We start from the raw sequence: 15795 nt of genomic DNA on the forward strand, positions 1-15795 counted from the left end.
TTTACATACATAAATTCGAAAGATATGAAATACGAGTTGAATGATAAGCCGGGAATTTTGCCTATGTTGATGTACGGGTTGCAGTGGTGGATCGTCTCTCTGCCTTGCGTGGTAATTATGGGGATTATCGTGTCGCAACTTCATTACACGGATGTGTCCGAGCAGACATTTTATTTGCAAAAGTTGTTTGGAGTCATTGGAATAGCTATGATTGTACAAGTGCTATGGGGACATCGATTGCCGTTGATAATCGGGCCGGCATCAGTATTGTTGATTGGGATTCTGTCCACGGTGTCGTCGGGGATTTCTGCTGTTTACACAGGTATTATGGTCGGAGGTTTGATTTTGACCATCTTAGCATATAGTGGATTACTGGGGAGGTTGCAGTTCGTGTTTACGCCCCGCATTGTTACGGTGATCTTGATTTTGATTGCGTTCACGCTGACATCGGTGATTTTGAAACTGGTGTTGGGAGATGCGGTACGTGCCTTGTTTAATATGTTTTTCACGCTGGTGATGGTACTGGCTTTAGTGATCGGGAATAAATTGTTGCGGGGAATATGGAAGTCAACCACGGTGTTATGGGGAATAGTAGGGGGCGTGTTGGTGTATTACGGGGTGTTTGGTTTGCCGATGTTGCCTTCAACGGGAGTCGAGATAATACTGGAACAAGCGACTGTTTTAAACTTTCCGTTGAATTTTGAGGCGGGGACGATTTTGGCATTCTTGTTTTGTTATATAGCTTTGATTGTGAATGAGCTTGGTTCGATACAGGCCGTTGGACATATGTTACAAGCTGATCATATGGATCGGCGTACAACACGGGGAGTTGGGATTGTGGGAGTGGTGAACATGCTGTCCGGATTGTTCGGGGTGATTGGCCCGGTCGATTATTCCATGAGTCCGGGCGTGATTTCTGCTACAGGGTGTGCTTCTCGCTATACCTTATTACCTGCTGGGGTCGGATTGATTTTGTGTGCTTTTTTCCCTTCTGTTGTGGGGATGTTGGTGACGATACCAGGTGTGGTGATGGGGGCAATTTTGCTTTACTTGATGGCGACGCAATTGGCTGCTGGTTTACAGATGTTGGTAAGAGAGAAGGCGATCACGGATTTTGATAGCGGGGTAGTTGTGGGATTACCGTTGATGGTAGCCCTGTTGTTATCGTTTGCCCCGGAGAAGGTGTTGAATTTGATACCTTATTTGTTCAAGCCAATCGTGGGGAATGGTTTCGTGATGGGAGTGATTACCGTGTTGATCATGGAACACTTGATCTTTAAAAAGAAGTAACTTGTGACAGGAGAGTTTCGTATATAATTGAAAGACTAGGAATAAGATGAAATTAATTTATATATACCATAGTTGTTTTGCTTTGGTAGGAGAGAGTTTTACTGTAATCATTGATTATTATAAAGACTCGGCACTGCGGCCGTTGGTGGGTCTTGTACATGATGAGTTGCTCAAACGACCTGAAAAATTGTACGTGTTGTCTTCTCATTCTCATGCTGATCACTTTAACCCGGAGGTGCTGGAGTGGAGGGATATGCATCCGGATATTCAGTATGTTTTTTCAAAAGATATTCTTGAAAATGGGTTGGCTCGATTAAATGATGCTTGTTATTTATCACGAGGCGATATCTGGTCTGATGGGGTGTTGGAGGTAGAGGCCTTCGGATCAACGGATTTAGGTATTTCTTTCCTTTTGCGGCTGGATGGGAAATTGATCTTTCATGCCGGAGATTTGAATAATTGGCATTGGAAGGAGGAATCGACGGAAGGGGAGGTTCGTGAGGCGGAAAACGCTTATTTAGCGGAATTGGAACTACTTGCCCGGAGAACAAACCGGGTGGATCTTGTGATGTTTCCCGTTGATCCTCGGTTAGGGCAGGAGTACATGCTGGGAGCCAAGCAATTCGTGGATCATTTTCGTGTGGGGATGTTTGTCCCGATGCATTTCGATGAGGAGTATGCCCGTGCCAATGCTTTTCGAGAATATGCGGAAAGTCGGGGCGTGTGTTTCGTGGAATTGACTTATAGGGGAGAAGAATTTAAAATTTAGAATGGGTAAATTTTTTCAATCTAAAATCATAAATCAAAAATTAATATATGGAAGTAAAGGGTAGATTTGATCATTTCAATTTTAATGTACTTGATCTAGATAGGAGTATTCGCTTTTACGAGAAAGCGTTGGGATTAAAGGAAGTGCGTCGGATGGAAGCTCCGGATGGTTCTTTTATTTTAGTGTATATGGGAGAAGAGAAAACAGGTTTCTTGTTGGAATTAACTTGGTTGAGGGATCGTGAGGAGCCTTACGACTTGGGTGAAGGGGAGTTCCATCTATGTATGCGTGTTCCAGGAAACTATGATGCCGTCCGGGCCTATCACAAACAGATGGATTGCGTGTGCTACGAGAACACGGATATGGGACTTTATTTTATCAATGATCCGGATGGTTATTGGATAGAAATTTTACCGGAGCGAGAATAATGTTTTCGGGTGCGAGAGAATGTATAAAGGTGTTTATTTTTCGAAAATAAAGCTGTATTGCTATTTGTTTGCATGATTTATTAAATTAATTACTATCTTTAGTGAAATTTTAAATGTGCAAACTTATGGATAATGAATGCGTGTATTTTTATTGTGTGACTGGAGATTCAGGGCAAGTGGCCATTGAATTAAATAGAATGCTTGATTGTTCTATACATTCACAAGAATTTGATGGGTATTCTTGGAAATACGTGTTGAATGATCGAAGTGAGGTGAAGTGTCAATTGCTTGACAAAGAGCGTAAACCCGAGGAGGTGAGCAAACATGTGTCTGAATTAGTGTCTTATTTTGAGCGTGTCCCGACTCAAAAAGAGGAGGTGAAAAGTTCTTTGCTTTTTCAAATCAAGGTGTTTACCACAGTGTTGAAAGTTGAATATAAGCGTGGTGACAAGAGTCGAGAGGACATGATGTGTGATGTGTTATTCCATTTGGCGAATAAATTACAAGGACTTTTGCTTTTCTCGGACATGAGTTTTTACTCGGGGGAACGGGAATTAGTGTTTAATGACGAGGGAAAGAGCGACCTTGTCACGTATGCTCCTATGATTAACACGGATTTCTTTATGAAGAAATTTTTCATGACGGATGATAGCGAGAACAAAGAACGTCGGGTTCGTACAATGAAACGTTTGAAGGATGAGAAGGTGGCTTTTGAAAATCTGGAACCGATGGAAGTAGATTATAGGCGTTATGGGATTAGAATAGAAGAGAGCGTGATAGGTCGAATTATGGCCATTGTTTCAACCGGTTCTTATGCATTCTGTGCATTGAATTTCGGTGAGGAAGGTGTGGAAACGTGGTGGAAGCAGATTCACGATATGGAAGAAGATGGATTCGAGCCTCTTAAAAATTGTGTACAGGAGGAAAAGGATTATTTATTTTCGAAAAATAATAAAGAGAATGATCATCTGCGTTTTTTTTGGCAATTTGAGGAATGTAATGTTTTCATGTGGAGTCTGGGATTGATCGAGAATCTGTCATTCCCTTCCGAGCATTGCGAGGTGGTAAAAATGCTGGAAGTAATGGATTCGTTTTATGCGGCTTCGTCTAAAATTGATTGGGAAACTGGATTCCCTGATCGAAAGGGGCGAAGGGTAATCATGGATGAAGCTGATGTTACCTTGCATTATCTTTTGGCGTGTATAGAAGCTATGGATAAGAAAAAGAAAATGCCTCGAAATATTGATACCGATATTGCAATGCACCGAAATCATGCTTTTAATTGGTTGTTAGGAATTCAACCGGAGTGGGACGTGATTTGATGTATGGATAAACAACGAAATCCGAGTATGAAGTCTTTTTGACGGTAAGGGGAAATTGTTTTTTCTGTGAAGGGGGAAAGCGAGTATGAGACGTTCCGTTCAGTGGCAAGCGCTGATTTGTTGAACGTGGATCGCCCGGAAGCCGGGGATGTCGATCTGGCACGTCGGGAGCGTTCGATAGTTCGTTTGAAAGAGGTAGGAGTTCTTTATATGGAGCATTTACCTTGCGAGGTGATGGAAGCGAGGCTGTTATAAAGAACCCGGAGATGGTAGCTCGTCGGTCTGTGGCTTTGTATTCAGAGGTGTTGTTGTCGGAGAAGCAGGATCGGGAGAAGGTATTGGATTACGTGAACCAAGTGACGGAGGTTTATCATATTGAAGATGAATTTACCCCGATGGAGCGGGCGTATCTTGATAACCCGAAACCGGAACAACATGATTGTATCCAGTTTTTGTGGTGATACGAGTGTTGTGCCGTATTGTTGTGGGCATTAGGTGTTGTGCCGACCAAATTAAAATGGACAAGGGGACTACCCCTTCTTTTCGGGTAGATATTTCCAGAAACGGGAGGGAAGGTTTTGGCGATGTAGTTTCGGATTCGAGCGTTCTTTGATGGTAATGGCCTTGAAATAGGTCTGCCAGAGTTTTTGGAAAAGCTTTTCATCTTGATCCATGATGCTTTCGTCGAGGAAGCCGGAATGGAGGTGGCCTTCCTTTTGTTCGAAATGGACTTCGGTGATAGTGGACAGGTCATAATAGTAGCCATATTCCCGTTTGAGATCGTAGAGTAGCCATTTTTGATCGGCAAAACGGTCTTGCAGGTAGGGGGTCACAAGTGAGATTACGTTGTACAGGGGTTTTAGGGCAGCAAAATAAGTCCCGTCTGCCGCTTTTTGAAAACGGAGGAATTGTATGACTCGTAGTCGTTCGTTGTTGACTTTCTTCCAGACTTTGGAGAGTTCCAGCACATCGGGATCACCGAAGTTCAGTTCTATGGAGCGAGGTGCGTCAATAGCTTTGCGAATGTAGCGAAATAGTACGAGGTCTATTCCCGGGATATCAGATAACCAACAAGTTGTAAGACTGGCAAGAGCCGAGGCTGACAATTTTTTTTGAAGTCCTTTCCATACCCGATTACTTCTTTCTTCGTCAGTGATAATTGCGATAATTTCATCATAAAATAGAGGTGGTGTTTCTTCTGTTGCTAATAATATATCGGGGAATCTTTTCATGCTATAAGCGTCAAAAATCGCCGTTAACAGTCCTTCGAAAGTTTTGTCGTACCGGAATATAAGCATACTAATTTTAGATTTACGATTTTAGATTCCAACCGCACAAGTCTGTCCTCATTTAATAAACGAACGGGATGATTAGTTGGTTGTCATCGATTTTGGTTGCTTTTCTTTGTGTTAGAATACGTCTTACGTTCTCAGGTTTGAGCTCGTTGACAGTCCGGGTAGGGAGTTCGTGGCACGTGATAAAATATTGTGCCTTTTTCAGAACGACACCGATTTGTTTCAAGTGTGAAGTACCTAGACGGGAATAGCGACGAGCGGTGAGAATCATTTTGGCAGATTTCACACCCAAGCCGGGAACCCGTAACAGCATTTCATAGTCGGCCCGGTTGATGTCCACGGGGAAAACTTCTGGGTGGCGTAAAGCCCACGCCAGCTTGGGATCAATTTCTAAATCAAGATCAGGATAGGAATCATCCACGATCTCATCCACTTTGAAGTTGTAAAATCTGAGTAACCAATCGGCTTGGTACAATCGGTTTTCCCTCACAAGAGGCGGTTGTTTCAAGGCCGGTAGACGATTGTCGTACCCGTTAACGGGGACGAATCCTGAGTAATACACTCTTTTCATGCTTGGGCGTTTGTAAAGTGCGGAAGTGAGATGTAGAATGTCCTTGTCCGAATCGGAAGTTGCACCCACGATCATTTGCGTACTTTGTCCGGCGGGAACAAAGCGGGGAGCGTGACTGTATTTTTTCCGTTCCTCGGCACTTTGTAACATTCCTTGTTGAATGTAGCGCATGGGGGTGAACACACTTTGAAAGTCTTTCTCCGGAGCGAGAAGTTGTAAACTTTGTTCGTTGGGTATTTCGATATTTACACTCATACGATCCGCGTATAAACCAGCCTCGTTGACTAGTTCCTGACTGGCTCCGGGGATGCTTTTCAAGTGAATATATCCATTGAAGCAGTACACTTGCCGGAGGTCTTTCACTACTTTCACGAGGCGTTCCATGGTATAATCAGGATTGCGCACGACACCGGAACTGAGGAAAAGTCCTTCAATGTAGTTCCGGCGGTAGAATTCTATTGTCAGGTTCACAAGTTCCGTGACGGAGAACGTGGCTCTCGGCAGGTCGTTACTCCTGCGATTGATGCAATAGGCACAGTCGTATATGCAACTGTTTGTAAGCATGATTTTCAGCAGGGAGATACAGCGTCCGTCTTCTGCGAAGCTGTGACATATACCCCAACCTTCTGCACTGCCGATCTGTCCTTTTCTATGAGAGCGAGAGGTCCCACTAGATGCACAGGATACATCATATTTCGCTGATTCAGCGAGTATTTTTAGCTTGTTGAGCACTCTTTCATCCATGGTGAACAAGGGTTATGTCTTCTTCACAAAGATAGAAATAAAAAACAGAAGGTGGAGTATTTTGCTTCTCCTGTTAGGCTATCGTGATATTTTTATCCAGATAAACGTCTTGGATGGCATGTAGTAATTCAACTCCTTGATTCATTGGTTTCTGAAAAGCTTTTCGTCCGCTGATAAGTCCCATTCCACCGGCTCGTTTATTGATTACGGCTGTTATGACAGCCTCCTTTAAGTCGGATGCTCCTTTGGATTCTCCTCCGGAGTTGATCAGTCCAATGCGCCCCATGTAGCTGTTAGCCACTTGGTAACGGCAGAGATCTATCGGGTGGGAGGACGTGAGTTCGGTGTAAACTTTCTCGTTAGTTTTCCCGAATTTGAGTGCTGTGAATCCCCCGTTTACAGTTGGAAGTTTTTGTTTTACGATGTCGGCTTGGATGGTTGCTCCCAGATGATTGGCTTGGCCTGTCAAATCTGCAGCCGAGTGATAGTCTATTCCCTCTTTTTTGAAACTTCCGTTGCGAAGGTAACACCAGAGAATGGTTGCCATACCCAGTTCGTGAGCGCGGGCAAATGCTTCCGATACTTCCAGTATTTGCCTGCGACTTTCCGGTGAGCCGAAGTAAATTGTGGCACCTACTGCTGCGGCTCCCATGTTCCATGCCTCTTCCACCGTACCGTATAGTGTTTGGTCGTATTGAGTCGGGTAGGTCAGTAGTTCATTATGATTGATTTTCACTATAAATGGAATTCTGTGAGCGTATTTACGAGCCACAGCTCCGAGTACTCCGAATGTCGATGCCACGGCGTTACACCCGCCCTCGATAGCAAGTTTTATGATATTTTCCGGATCAAAATAGAGAGGGTTCGGGGCGAAAGACGCTCCTGCCGTATGTTCAACTCCTTGATCCACGGGAAGAATGGATACGTAGCCGGTATTTGCCAAACGACCGTGACTCAGGATGCTTTGCAGGCTGTTCAGCGTGCGGGTATTTCTATCAGATGACATCCAAATCTCGTCAATAGTATTGGGTGACGGGATGTGAAGTAACGATTTATCAATGGTTTTACAGGTGTGGTTCAATAGGAAATCACTTTGATCTCCCAGAATTTCGATTATTTTGTTTGTACTCATACTTAATGTGGTATTATATATTTAGTTTCATACGTGAATAGTTAGATTTTTGTTGTCTAAATTTTATGCGTGATTTCTTTGTCGGCCAAGGCTTGGAAGGGGAAATATTTTGAAAAGAATGTTCGTTTCCCGGAGAAGGTTATATTGGAGGAGAAAGTGGAAATGGTAGCAAGACTGGTCCCGATAAAGCAACAATTAGCCTGGCAACAGTTGGTAAGCGTGTATTCCCGAGAAATATACCTTGGGGAAGGGAGGTACGATAAACACGATTTTGTTGCAGGAAGATATTAGCTGGGGAGACTATTTGTGTCACGATTAATGACTGTCGTAAAGAGGCAAACATATTACGAGTGGGAGCGTTTCTGGCTCCTAAAATATAAACTTTTCTTTTTATTTTTCGTTTTAGCCATAGAGACTAAAAACAATATAAAATACAGGATCTATGGCAAAAAAAGTTGCAGAACAGTTGGTTGATATGCTGGTTGAGGTCGGCGTGAAAAGAATTTATGCCGTCACGGGCGATAGTTTGAATGAGATAAATGATGCCGTAAGGAAAAATGGTAAGATACAATGGGTTCACGTGCGCCACGAGGAAGTCGGAGCTTATGCGGCTGGGGCGGAGGCTCAATTACACGGGCAACTGGCTTGTTGTGCTGGAAGTAGTGGTCCGGGACACGTTCATTTGATTAACGGGCTATATGATGCGCATCGTTCGGGCGCCCCCGTGTTAGCGATTGCCTCCACGATGGCCACGAGTGAATTCGGGTCTCGTTATTTTCAGGAAACGGACACGATGAAGTTGTTCGAAGATTGTAGTTGTTATAACCAGGTGGCAACCACGCCTAGCCAGATGCCTCGTATGTTGCAGGCTGCCATGCAAGCGGCAATTTCTGGTTCGGGAGTAGCCGTGATCGGGGTTCCCGGGGACGTGACTGCTCGTGGGGTAGAGGAGATATTTTCTGCCGTTAAGACATTCCCGACACATCCTTCCATACGTCCCTCGGATGAAGAGTTGGATGCGTTGGCTGATTTATTGAATGGGAAGGAGAAGATAACCTTGTTTTGTGGAATCGGGGCCAAGGATGCCCACGCTGAAGTGGTGGAATTGTCCGGGTTGTTGAATTCTCCCGTGGCATATTCTTTTAAGAGTAAGATGGAAATTCAATATGATAATCCTAACGAGGTGGGAATGACTGGTTTGCTAGGGATGCCTTCCGGGTATGACAGTATGCACGAGGCAGAAGTGCTGGTGATGTTGGGAACGGATTTCCCATATGCAGCCTTTATGCCGGAAAACAACACGATCGTGCAGGTGGATATTAAGTCAGAACGTTTAGGCCGACGGGCCAAGGTGGCTATGGGGCTATGTGGAGACGTGAAGAGTACGTTACATGCACTGTTACCCCGTATCAAGCAAAAACAGACGGATGATTTTTTGCAGAAACAATTGAAAGGGTATGAACGGGTGAAGGAGAACTTGAATGCTTACGTGGAGGAAAAAGGACAAACAGACAAAATTCATCCGGAGTACGTGATGTCCGTCGTGGATCAATTGGCGTCGGAGGATGCGATTTTCACGGTTGATACGGGGATGACGTGTGTATGGGGAGCACGTTATCTGCACGGAACGGGAAAGAGAAAAATGTTAGGCTCTTTTAATCATGGTTCAATGGCAAATGCTATTCCGCAAGCGATCGGGGCCTCGCTGGCCTTTCCGGAGCGGCAAGTTTGGGCTTTGTGTGGGGACGGTGGAATCTCTATGTTACTGGGGGATCTTTCGACAATCGTACAGTATAAATTACCCGTGAAAATTATCGTGTTCAATAATCGTTCTTTGGGAATGGTGAAGCTGGAAATGGAAGTTGCCGGATTACCGGATTGGCAGACGGATATGGACAATCCGGATTTTGCGCTAGTGGCGAAAGCGATGGGAATGGAAGGATTCACGGTGAATGATCCGGAGAACGTGCAGGTCGTGCTGGAACAGGCGATGAATATTGACGGGCCGGTACTTGTAAACGTGATGACAGATCCGAACGCTTTGGCCATGCCGCCTAAAGTGGAGTGGAGCCAGATGATGGGGTTTGCCCAATCCATGTATAAATTGATGATAAACGGACGGACGCATGAGATACTGGATTCGATCAGTTCTAATTTTAGACATATGAAGGAGGTTTTATAAATGAGAAAGATCGTATCTTTGTGACGGAAATTAAAAGTAGTTATATGATAGATTTTAAACCGATTAGGATAGAGGATAAAGAGTTAGTAACGACTTATTTTTTGGCATGTGGAAACCGGGATTGCAATCTTTCGTTTGTAAACTTGTACACGTGGCAATTCTTGACCAATAGTCATTATGCTGTGGTTGATGACTGCCTTGTGGTTCGTTTTACTTTGGACGAGGAGAGTGTCGTGTACACGATGCCCGTGGGGACTGGAAATGTGAAAGATGTGATTGAGTTATTAAAGTTGCAGGCAAAGGCTGAAGGCCACGTGTTACGTGTGCACGGGGTTTTCCCGGAATTGGAAGAATGGTTCAACCGGGAGTTTCCTGGGTGTTTTGATTATCGGTTGGATCGGGATTATTTTGATTATATTTATTCCCGTCAGGAGTTGGCTGAATTGAAAGGAAAGAATTTTCAACCCAAGCGGAATCACGTGAATAAATTCAAACGTACCTATAATTACAAGTACACGCCGTTAACTGTAGATTTGATCCCGCATTGTTTGGAACTGGAGGAAAAATGGTGTGAGGAGCATGATTGTGAGGACGAGGAAAGTTTGATAAACGAGCGAAAGGCACTGAATACCGCGTTACGGAACTTTGATGCTCTTGGTTTGGTAGGAGGAGCGCTCTGGGTGGACGATGAAATTGTCGGGTTCACGTATGGTGCCCCGGTGAATCATGATACCTTTGCCGTTCATATCGAGAAGGCTGATAGTCGTATTGACGGTTCATATAGTATTTTGAATCAAGAATTCGCACGCCATATCCCGGAGCAATATGTTTATTTGAATCGGGAAGAAGATTTGGGAATACCGGGATTGAGAAAGGCAAAATTATCTTATCATCCGGTGATATTATTGGAGAAAGGGTATGCCGAATTAATTGAAAATTGGAAATGAGAAAGTCGATGATTCAAAAGGTGGTTTAATTTAAATATGCGTATAATGAAACGAGAAGTCATGGAGTTGTGGAGGGTATGTTTTGACGATACGGAAGAGTTCGTTCAATTCTATTTTGACAAAAAATACAAAGAAGAGAATGCTCTGGTGTATTGGGATGAACAAGGTGCAGCTATTGCCGCTTTGCAGACGCCTATTTACCCAATGACTTTTGGTGGTACACAAATTAGGACAGGGTATATTTCGGGGGCTTGTACTCATCCGTTGGCCCGGGCTCGGGGTGTGATGACGAAATTGTTACGGGAGGCTTTTTACGTGATGAGAGGGAGAAAGATTCTCATGAGTACTCTGATCCCGGCCAGTGAATGGTTGTACGCTTATTACGGGAAGATGGGGTATGCGACTGTTTTTGATTATACCCCGGAACATTACACGGTCTTGGAAAAACCAGTTGCAGATCATTTTCGCGTAGAAGCTATTCGGGACGAGGAGTTGTTAACGGATGATGTGTTTCATTATTTTCAGTCAATGATGCGTTTGCGCCCTTGTTGCGTGCAACATGAACGGGATGATTTTGAAGTGATCGTGGAAAGTTTGCGAATGGATGGCGGGGCCTTGATTGTCGTGTATAGTGATAGGAATATTGTTGGAATGGCTTTTGCTGAACCGATGGGAAATCACGTTTTGATACAGGACGGAATGTATGATTCCGATGATGTCAAGCAGGTGGCTCTGTGGGGAGTGATGAAGTATTTGGATGCAGCGGAGATATATTGTCGGGAACTTCCTTCCGGTAAAGTCGACGAGCATCGGGGAATGGCTCGTGTGTTGGACGTGGAGCAAATGCTACGTTTGTATGCTGTGAATAATCCGGAACAGAATCTCGTGTTGAAAGTGACGGATGACTGGATTCCGGAAAATACGGGAATATATGTAATCGGAAAAGGGAATTGTATTTGTGATAATGGAAAGCAGGTAGAGGTGGAGTTATCCGTGCAGGAACTGACACAATTGCTTTTAGGCTACCACCCGGAACATTTTCCTCGGTTGGAGCCTTATTTCAAAAAATGTAGTCCCTTTATAAGCTTGATGTTGGATTAGAACGTCTTGTTTTATGCTTGGGTGATTTGGATGCCAAGAAATCATCAATCTCTTCGAGGGAAAGTTTTTTCACGTTCGTGATGATGACATTTTCACTTAAAAAGTTCCCATACGTGTTACATTCATCTATAATTGAATTGAAAATTTCTTTTAGATCAGCCTCAATGGGCAACAGAAAAATAAACGTGATGTATTTCTCGAAGTGTTCGAATTGTTCGATTTCTCCTTGGTTTTGGGTTACGACCAGTTCCGTTTCTTTTTTGACAACATCCCACTGGAAAGGTTGTAACGTGACACCTTCGTTAGCAACATAGACACAAAAATAACGTAACAGCGAGCCGTGACCACCTAGGCCGGTGGATACGAACACGGTTGCTTCGTCCAGCAAGTTGGATTGAATCAGCATTCGAGATTGTTGTAACGCTATGGTTGCCCATGGTTTGACAGGGGTGTCTTGTTTTTGAAACGATTCAATACTCCGGTATATAGAAATGTCATCGACCATGGACAATAAGACTAACAACGTTTTTTTCTTTTCGTCATCAACGGCCTCGTCAAATAGATCTTGCGCATGTACAATCGCGTCTTCTCTTAATACTTTAAAGTTCCCACCATGGATAAGATGTTCCAAAAGATCCATGTATTGGTGTTGTACGTCTATATCAATTTCTTCTTCCAAGATGTTTAAGTGCGAACCTGCCTGCGATAGCAATTGGTTCACGCTTTGCCATTTTTGCCCGTCTTGTTTTTCTATATCTTCTGCTTTCATATTGCAAAAGTAAACTATTTGTTGGTTATATAGAGCAAAAAAGTAAAGATTCGTCGTTTCCCTCGATAAATTTCGGTAGACGCTTCTTTTGGAAACTCTTTCGTTAATAAATTTTATAATTATTAGCAATGAAAATTTAGTCATTATTCTGCGTTTATTTAGAAAAAATAAAAATAAAGTTTTTACATTCGCGATACTAATCACAAGATGTTTATATGTTACTGTCAGAACTGAAAACCGGAGAAAGTGCCGTTATTACCAAGGTGAAAGGATATGGAGCCTTTCGGAAGCGATTAAACGAAATGGGATTTGTGAGGGGCAAAGTGGTGAAAGCCGTGAAAAATGCACCTTTGAATGATCCGATTGAATATTCAATCATGGGTTATGAAATCTCTTTAAGGCGGCAGGAAGCGGCGTTTATTGAAATCGTGTCTTTGGAGGAGGCTGCTAATATTGTCGGGGTGTCCGGGAGTGCCCGCGATGCGGAAGAAGCATTCGCCAAGCATTGGGAAGGTCGGGATAAACATATACATGTTGCTTTTGTGGGTAACCCCAATGCGGGAAAAACAACCCTGTTTAACTACATGAGTGGTGCCCAAGAACACGTGGGAAACTACGGAGGGGTTACGGTCGATGCGAAGAGTGCTACCTTCCGGTTTGAAGGTTACGAGTTTAACGTGGTCGATTTGCCTGGAACGTATTCTATTTCCGCTTATTCGAATGAAGAAAAGTATGTGCGGGAATATATTATGAATAACGCGCCCGATGTGGTGATTAACGTGGTGGATGCGTCTAATTTGGAGCGTAATCTCTACTTGTCAACACAATTGATTGACATGGATGTGAAAGGGGTGATCGCTTTGAATATGTACGACGAGTTGGAACGTTCCGGGGCAACTTTCAATTACCAGGAGATGGGACGGATGATCGGGATGCCGATGATGCCCACGATCGGGTCAAAAGGAAAAGGAGTCAAGGAACTGTTACGGGAAGTTATCGAGGTGTATGAGGGAAGAAGCGAAACCGTGCGGCATATCCATATAAACTACGGGAAAGAAATTGAAGACAGCATCGTTGCCATTCGGGCCGAGTTGAAAGATGAAAAAGATTTAACTTGTAACATGTCTCCTCGTTTTTTATCGTTGATGTTATTGGAAGGAGATAAAGAGGCGTTGGAATTCGTGCAGCGGGATCATTCGCGGGAAAAGTTGTTGAAGGTCGTGAAAGAGCGGGTTGAACGGATTGAAACAATGTACGGGGAAAACGTGGAGTCGGTTATTACCGATACGAAATATGGTTTTATTTCCGGGGCATTGAAAGAGACGTATAAGGAGAGCCCTGTGAATCGAAGGCGTAAAACAGAATATATCGATGCTATTGTCACGCATAAATTATTCGGGTTCCCGATTTTCTTATTATTCCTGTTCGTAACATTTTTTGCCACGTTTAGTTTGGGAAGTTACCCGATGGAATGGATTGAAGCCGGGGTTGGAGCTTTAGGTGAATTTGTCGATAACCAGATGAGTGCCGGACCTCTAAAGGATTTGTTAGTGGATGGTATTATCGGTGGCGTGGGAAGTGTGATTGTATTTTTACCGAATATATTGATATTGTTCCTCTTTATTTCTTTCATGGAAGATACGGGATACATGGCTCGTGCGGCATTTATCATGGATAAGTTGATGCATAAACTTGGTTTGCACGGGAAAAGTTTTATTCCGATGATCATGGGATTCGGGTGTAACGTGCCGGCCATCATGTCAACGCGTATGCTGGAGAACCGGAGTGACCGGATATTGACAATATTGATCAATCCATTCATGTCTTGCAGTGCCCGTCTTCCGGTGTATATCCTGTTGGTCGGGGCGTTTTTCAAAGATTACGCGGCATTAGTTCTTTTTGGAATATATCTTTTTGGAATACTGGCTGCTATCGTGATGGCTAAGTTATTTAAACGGGTGCTTTTCCACAAACAGGAAGTGCCCTTCGTGATGGAGTTGCCCCCGTATCGAATGCCGACCTTGAGAACGACGGTGCGACATATGTGGAGTAAAGGGGAGCAGTACTTGAAGAAAATGGGAGGTATCATCATGTTTGCATCCATTTTGATTTGGGCCTTGGGGTATTTCCCCGTGGATAAAGAGCTGGAAGCACAGTATGATGAAAAGAAAGCAGAAGTGACAAGGGCTTACGAGGCCACGATCACTTCCGGAGTCGGGAACGCTGAAATGTTGAAAGAGGAGCAGGATGCAAAACTGGAGAGTCTGCATCGACAAGTGGTAAGCGAACGTCAGGAAAATTCTTATATCAGTCGATTGGGACGAGCTTTGGAGCCGATTTGGACACCGCTTGGCTTTGACTGGAAAGCGGGAGTCAGTTTATTGACCGGGGTAGCAGCAAAAGAAGTTGTGGTTAGTACGATGGCCGTTTTATACCTGGGTGAAGAGGTTGCGGAGGAGGATGACGGGGCGAATGCGACCTTGAAAATGTGTTTGCGGGAACATGGTTTTACTCCGATTACGGCCATAATATTTATGATCTTTGTGTTACTTTATTCCCCTTGCTTTGCGACCTTGATCGCCATAGGCAAAGAGATTGGAATGAAGTGGGCATTTTTCGTGATGGGCTATACGACGGTACTGGCTTGGTGTGTATGTTTCGTCTTAAAGCAGGTATTGGATTTAATTATTTAAGTGTCCGGTAGAATGAATTTTAATCTAAAATCAGAAAATGGAAATACAACTAACATTGACGTATATAATTGTGGCGATAGCGCTTGTTTTCGCGGGAAGAGGTATTTATCGTTTGTTTCGGAATGCAAAGAAAGGAAAAGGATGCGGTTGTAATTGCGGTTGCGGGGGAAAAGGTACGAATAAAAAAAGCTGCTTGTAAAAGCAGCTTTTTTATATTAATGCTTGTGTCTGCGCTCGTCAGAAACAGTTAATTTTTTTCTACCTTTAGCTCTTCTTCTAGCTAGAACTGCTCTACCGTTAGCGGTAGACATTCTTTCTCTGAAACCATGTTTGTTTCTTCTCTTTCTGTTGGATGGTTGAAATGTACGTTTCATTGCAATATTTCTTATGTTATTATTTTCTCACTTCGGACTGCAAAAGTAGGTATTTTTTTTATTGTGCCAAAGATTTTTGCAAAATTATCTCGATTCAAATGGTGTTTTATTCTAATTATTCGAATGATTTCTAAATTAATGGTGTATGTTTTAATTAAATGAGGCTTTCAGACAACAA

At 43.5% G+C, this 15795-nt stretch carries 17 protein-coding genes; 12 read left to right on the top strand and 5 right to left on the bottom strand.

Annotation, left to right across the window (positions count from 1 at the left end):
* Positions 1-24 precede the first annotated feature (24 nt).
* The 6 genes from D8S85_RS19690 to D8S85_RS19715 all read left to right on the top strand — a co-directional run bounded on the left by D8S85_RS19690 (position 25) and on the right by D8S85_RS19715 (position 4270).
* Positions 25-1290, top strand: coding sequence for a uracil-xanthine permease family protein (locus D8S85_RS19690; RefSeq protein WP_106624011.1), 1266 nt, complete (start codon positions 25-27; stop codon positions 1288-1290).
* Between the two features lie 46 nt (positions 1291-1336).
* Complete coding sequence (locus D8S85_RS19695) at positions 1337-2059, top strand: MBL fold metallo-hydrolase (protein WP_106624012.1); 723 nt, start codon at positions 1337-1339, stop codon at positions 2057-2059.
* 47 nt (positions 2060-2106) lie between these two features.
* Positions 2107-2487, top strand: coding sequence for a VOC family protein (locus D8S85_RS19700; RefSeq protein WP_106624013.1), 381 nt, complete (start codon positions 2107-2109; stop codon positions 2485-2487).
* A 125-nt stretch (positions 2488-2612) separates the two neighbouring features.
* A complete protein-coding gene (locus tag D8S85_RS19705; protein WP_158641650.1) occupies positions 2613-3809 on the top strand; it encodes a DUF4272 domain-containing protein in 1197 nt (398 codons plus the stop codon).
* Between the two features lie 66 nt (positions 3810-3875).
* Complete coding sequence (locus D8S85_RS19710; RefSeq protein ID WP_106624015.1) at positions 3876-4064, top strand: hypothetical protein; 189 nt, start codon at positions 3876-3878, stop codon at positions 4062-4064.
* An 11-nt stretch (positions 4065-4075) separates the two neighbouring features.
* Positions 4076-4270: a DUF4272 domain-containing protein gene (locus D8S85_RS19715; RefSeq protein WP_127075585.1), complete on the top strand. Its 195-nt coding sequence runs from the start codon at positions 4076-4078 to the stop codon at positions 4268-4270.
* 69 nt (positions 4271-4339) lie between these two features.
* On the opposite strand, the gene D8S85_RS19720 is transcribed toward D8S85_RS19715, so the two are convergent.
* The 3 genes from D8S85_RS19720 to D8S85_RS19730 form a co-directional block, all read right to left on the bottom strand.
* Positions 4340-5107, bottom strand: coding sequence for a TIGR03915 family putative DNA repair protein (locus D8S85_RS19720; protein WP_106624017.1), 768 nt, complete (start codon positions 5105-5107; stop codon positions 4340-4342).
* A 52-nt stretch (positions 5108-5159) separates the two neighbouring features.
* Complete coding sequence (locus tag D8S85_RS19725; RefSeq protein ID WP_106624018.1) at positions 5160-6419, bottom strand: putative DNA modification/repair radical SAM protein; 1260 nt, start codon at positions 6417-6419, stop codon at positions 5160-5162.
* Positions 6420-6492: 73 nt separating this feature from the next.
* On the bottom strand, positions 6493-7551 hold the full coding sequence (locus D8S85_RS19730) for a class I fructose-bisphosphate aldolase (protein ID WP_106624019.1): 1059 nt from the start codon (positions 7549-7551) through the stop codon (positions 6493-6495).
* Between the two features lie 69 nt (positions 7552-7620).
* Between D8S85_RS19730 and D8S85_RS19735 the strand changes: the two genes are divergently transcribed.
* From D8S85_RS19735 to D8S85_RS19750, 4 genes are all read left to right on the top strand, one after another.
* Positions 7621-7842 carry a hypothetical protein gene (locus D8S85_RS19735; protein WP_106624020.1) on the top strand — a complete coding sequence of 74 codons (222 nt, stop codon included), beginning with the start codon at positions 7621-7623 and terminating at the stop codon, positions 7840-7842.
* A 151-nt stretch (positions 7843-7993) separates the two neighbouring features.
* Positions 7994-9733: a thiamine pyrophosphate-dependent enzyme gene (locus D8S85_RS19740; protein ID WP_127075587.1), complete on the top strand. Its 1740-nt coding sequence runs from the start codon at positions 7994-7996 to the stop codon at positions 9731-9733.
* A gap of 44 nt (positions 9734-9777) precedes the next feature.
* Positions 9778-10680 (top strand): DUF2156 domain-containing protein, encoded by a 903-nt coding sequence (locus D8S85_RS19745; RefSeq protein ID WP_106624022.1) that lies wholly within the window; start codon positions 9778-9780, stop codon positions 10678-10680.
* Between the two features lie 45 nt (positions 10681-10725).
* Positions 10726-11781: a GNAT family N-acetyltransferase gene (locus tag D8S85_RS19750; RefSeq protein WP_158641651.1), complete on the top strand. Its 1056-nt coding sequence runs from the start codon at positions 10726-10728 to the stop codon at positions 11779-11781.
* Here D8S85_RS19750 and D8S85_RS19755 read toward each other — a convergent pair.
* Positions 11759-12550, bottom strand: coding sequence for a hypothetical protein (locus D8S85_RS19755; RefSeq protein WP_106624024.1), 792 nt, complete (start codon positions 12548-12550; stop codon positions 11759-11761). The genes D8S85_RS19750 and D8S85_RS19755 overlap by 23 nt on opposite strands.
* Positions 12551-12765: 215 nt before the next feature.
* On the opposite strand from D8S85_RS19755, the gene feoB reads away from it, so the two are divergent.
* Positions 12766-15243 (top strand): ferrous iron transport protein B, encoded by a 2478-nt coding sequence (feoB, locus tag D8S85_RS19760; RefSeq protein ID WP_106624025.1) that lies wholly within the window; start codon positions 12766-12768, stop codon positions 15241-15243.
* A 37-nt stretch (positions 15244-15280) separates the two neighbouring features.
* Positions 15281-15442 (top strand): FeoB-associated Cys-rich membrane protein, encoded by a 162-nt coding sequence (locus D8S85_RS19765; RefSeq protein ID WP_106624026.1) that lies wholly within the window; start codon positions 15281-15283, stop codon positions 15440-15442.
* A gap of 16 nt (positions 15443-15458) precedes the next feature.
* Here D8S85_RS19765 and rpmH read toward each other — a convergent pair whose 3' ends face one another.
* Positions 15459-15617: a 50S ribosomal protein L34 gene (gene rpmH, locus D8S85_RS19770; RefSeq protein ID WP_071595963.1), complete on the bottom strand. Its 159-nt coding sequence runs from the start codon at positions 15615-15617 to the stop codon at positions 15459-15461.
* Positions 15618-15795: the final 178 nt, after the last annotated feature.

Source organism: Butyricimonas faecalis (genome assembly GCF_003991565.1).
Lineage (GTDB): Bacteria > Bacteroidota > Bacteroidia > Bacteroidales > Marinifilaceae > Butyricimonas > Butyricimonas faecalis.

Coding starts and splice junctions, on each gene's coding strand:
- D8S85_RS19690 (WP_106624011.1), top strand. CDS start 25: ATGAAATACGAGTTGAATGATAAGCCGGGAATTTTGCCTATGTTGATG.
- D8S85_RS19695 (WP_106624012.1), top strand. CDS start 1,337: ATGAAATTAATTTATATATACCATAGTTGTTTTGCTTTGGTAGGAGAG.
- D8S85_RS19700 (WP_106624013.1), top strand. CDS start 2,107: ATGGAAGTAAAGGGTAGATTTGATCATTTCAATTTTAATGTACTTGAT.
- D8S85_RS19705 (WP_158641650.1), top strand. CDS start 2,613: ATGGATAATGAATGCGTGTATTTTTATTGTGTGACTGGAGATTCAGGG.
- D8S85_RS19715 (WP_127075585.1), top strand. CDS start 4,076: ATGGTAGCTCGTCGGTCTGTGGCTTTGTATTCAGAGGTGTTGTTGTCG.
- D8S85_RS19720 (WP_106624017.1), bottom strand. CDS start 5,107: ATGCTTATATTCCGGTACGACAAAACTTTCGAAGGACTGTTAACGGCG.
- D8S85_RS19725 (WP_106624018.1), bottom strand. CDS start 6,419: ATGGATGAAAGAGTGCTCAACAAGCTAAAAATACTCGCTGAATCAGCG.
- D8S85_RS19730 (WP_106624019.1), bottom strand. CDS start 7,551: ATGAGTACAAACAAAATAATCGAAATTCTGGGAGATCAAAGTGATTTC.
- D8S85_RS19740 (WP_127075587.1), top strand. CDS start 7,994: ATGGCAAAAAAAGTTGCAGAACAGTTGGTTGATATGCTGGTTGAGGTC.
- D8S85_RS19745 (WP_106624022.1), top strand. CDS start 9,778: ATGATAGATTTTAAACCGATTAGGATAGAGGATAAAGAGTTAGTAACG.
- D8S85_RS19750 (WP_158641651.1), top strand. CDS start 10,726: ATGAAACGAGAAGTCATGGAGTTGTGGAGGGTATGTTTTGACGATACG.
- D8S85_RS19755 (WP_106624024.1), bottom strand. CDS start 12,550: ATGAAAGCAGAAGATATAGAAAAACAAGACGGGCAAAAATGGCAAAGC.
- feoB (WP_106624025.1), top strand. CDS start 12,766: ATGTTACTGTCAGAACTGAAAACCGGAGAAAGTGCCGTTATTACCAAG.
- D8S85_RS19765 (WP_106624026.1), top strand. CDS start 15,281: ATGGAAATACAACTAACATTGACGTATATAATTGTGGCGATAGCGCTT.
- rpmH (WP_071595963.1), bottom strand. CDS start 15,617: ATGAAACGTACATTTCAACCATCCAACAGAAAGAGAAGAAACAAACAT.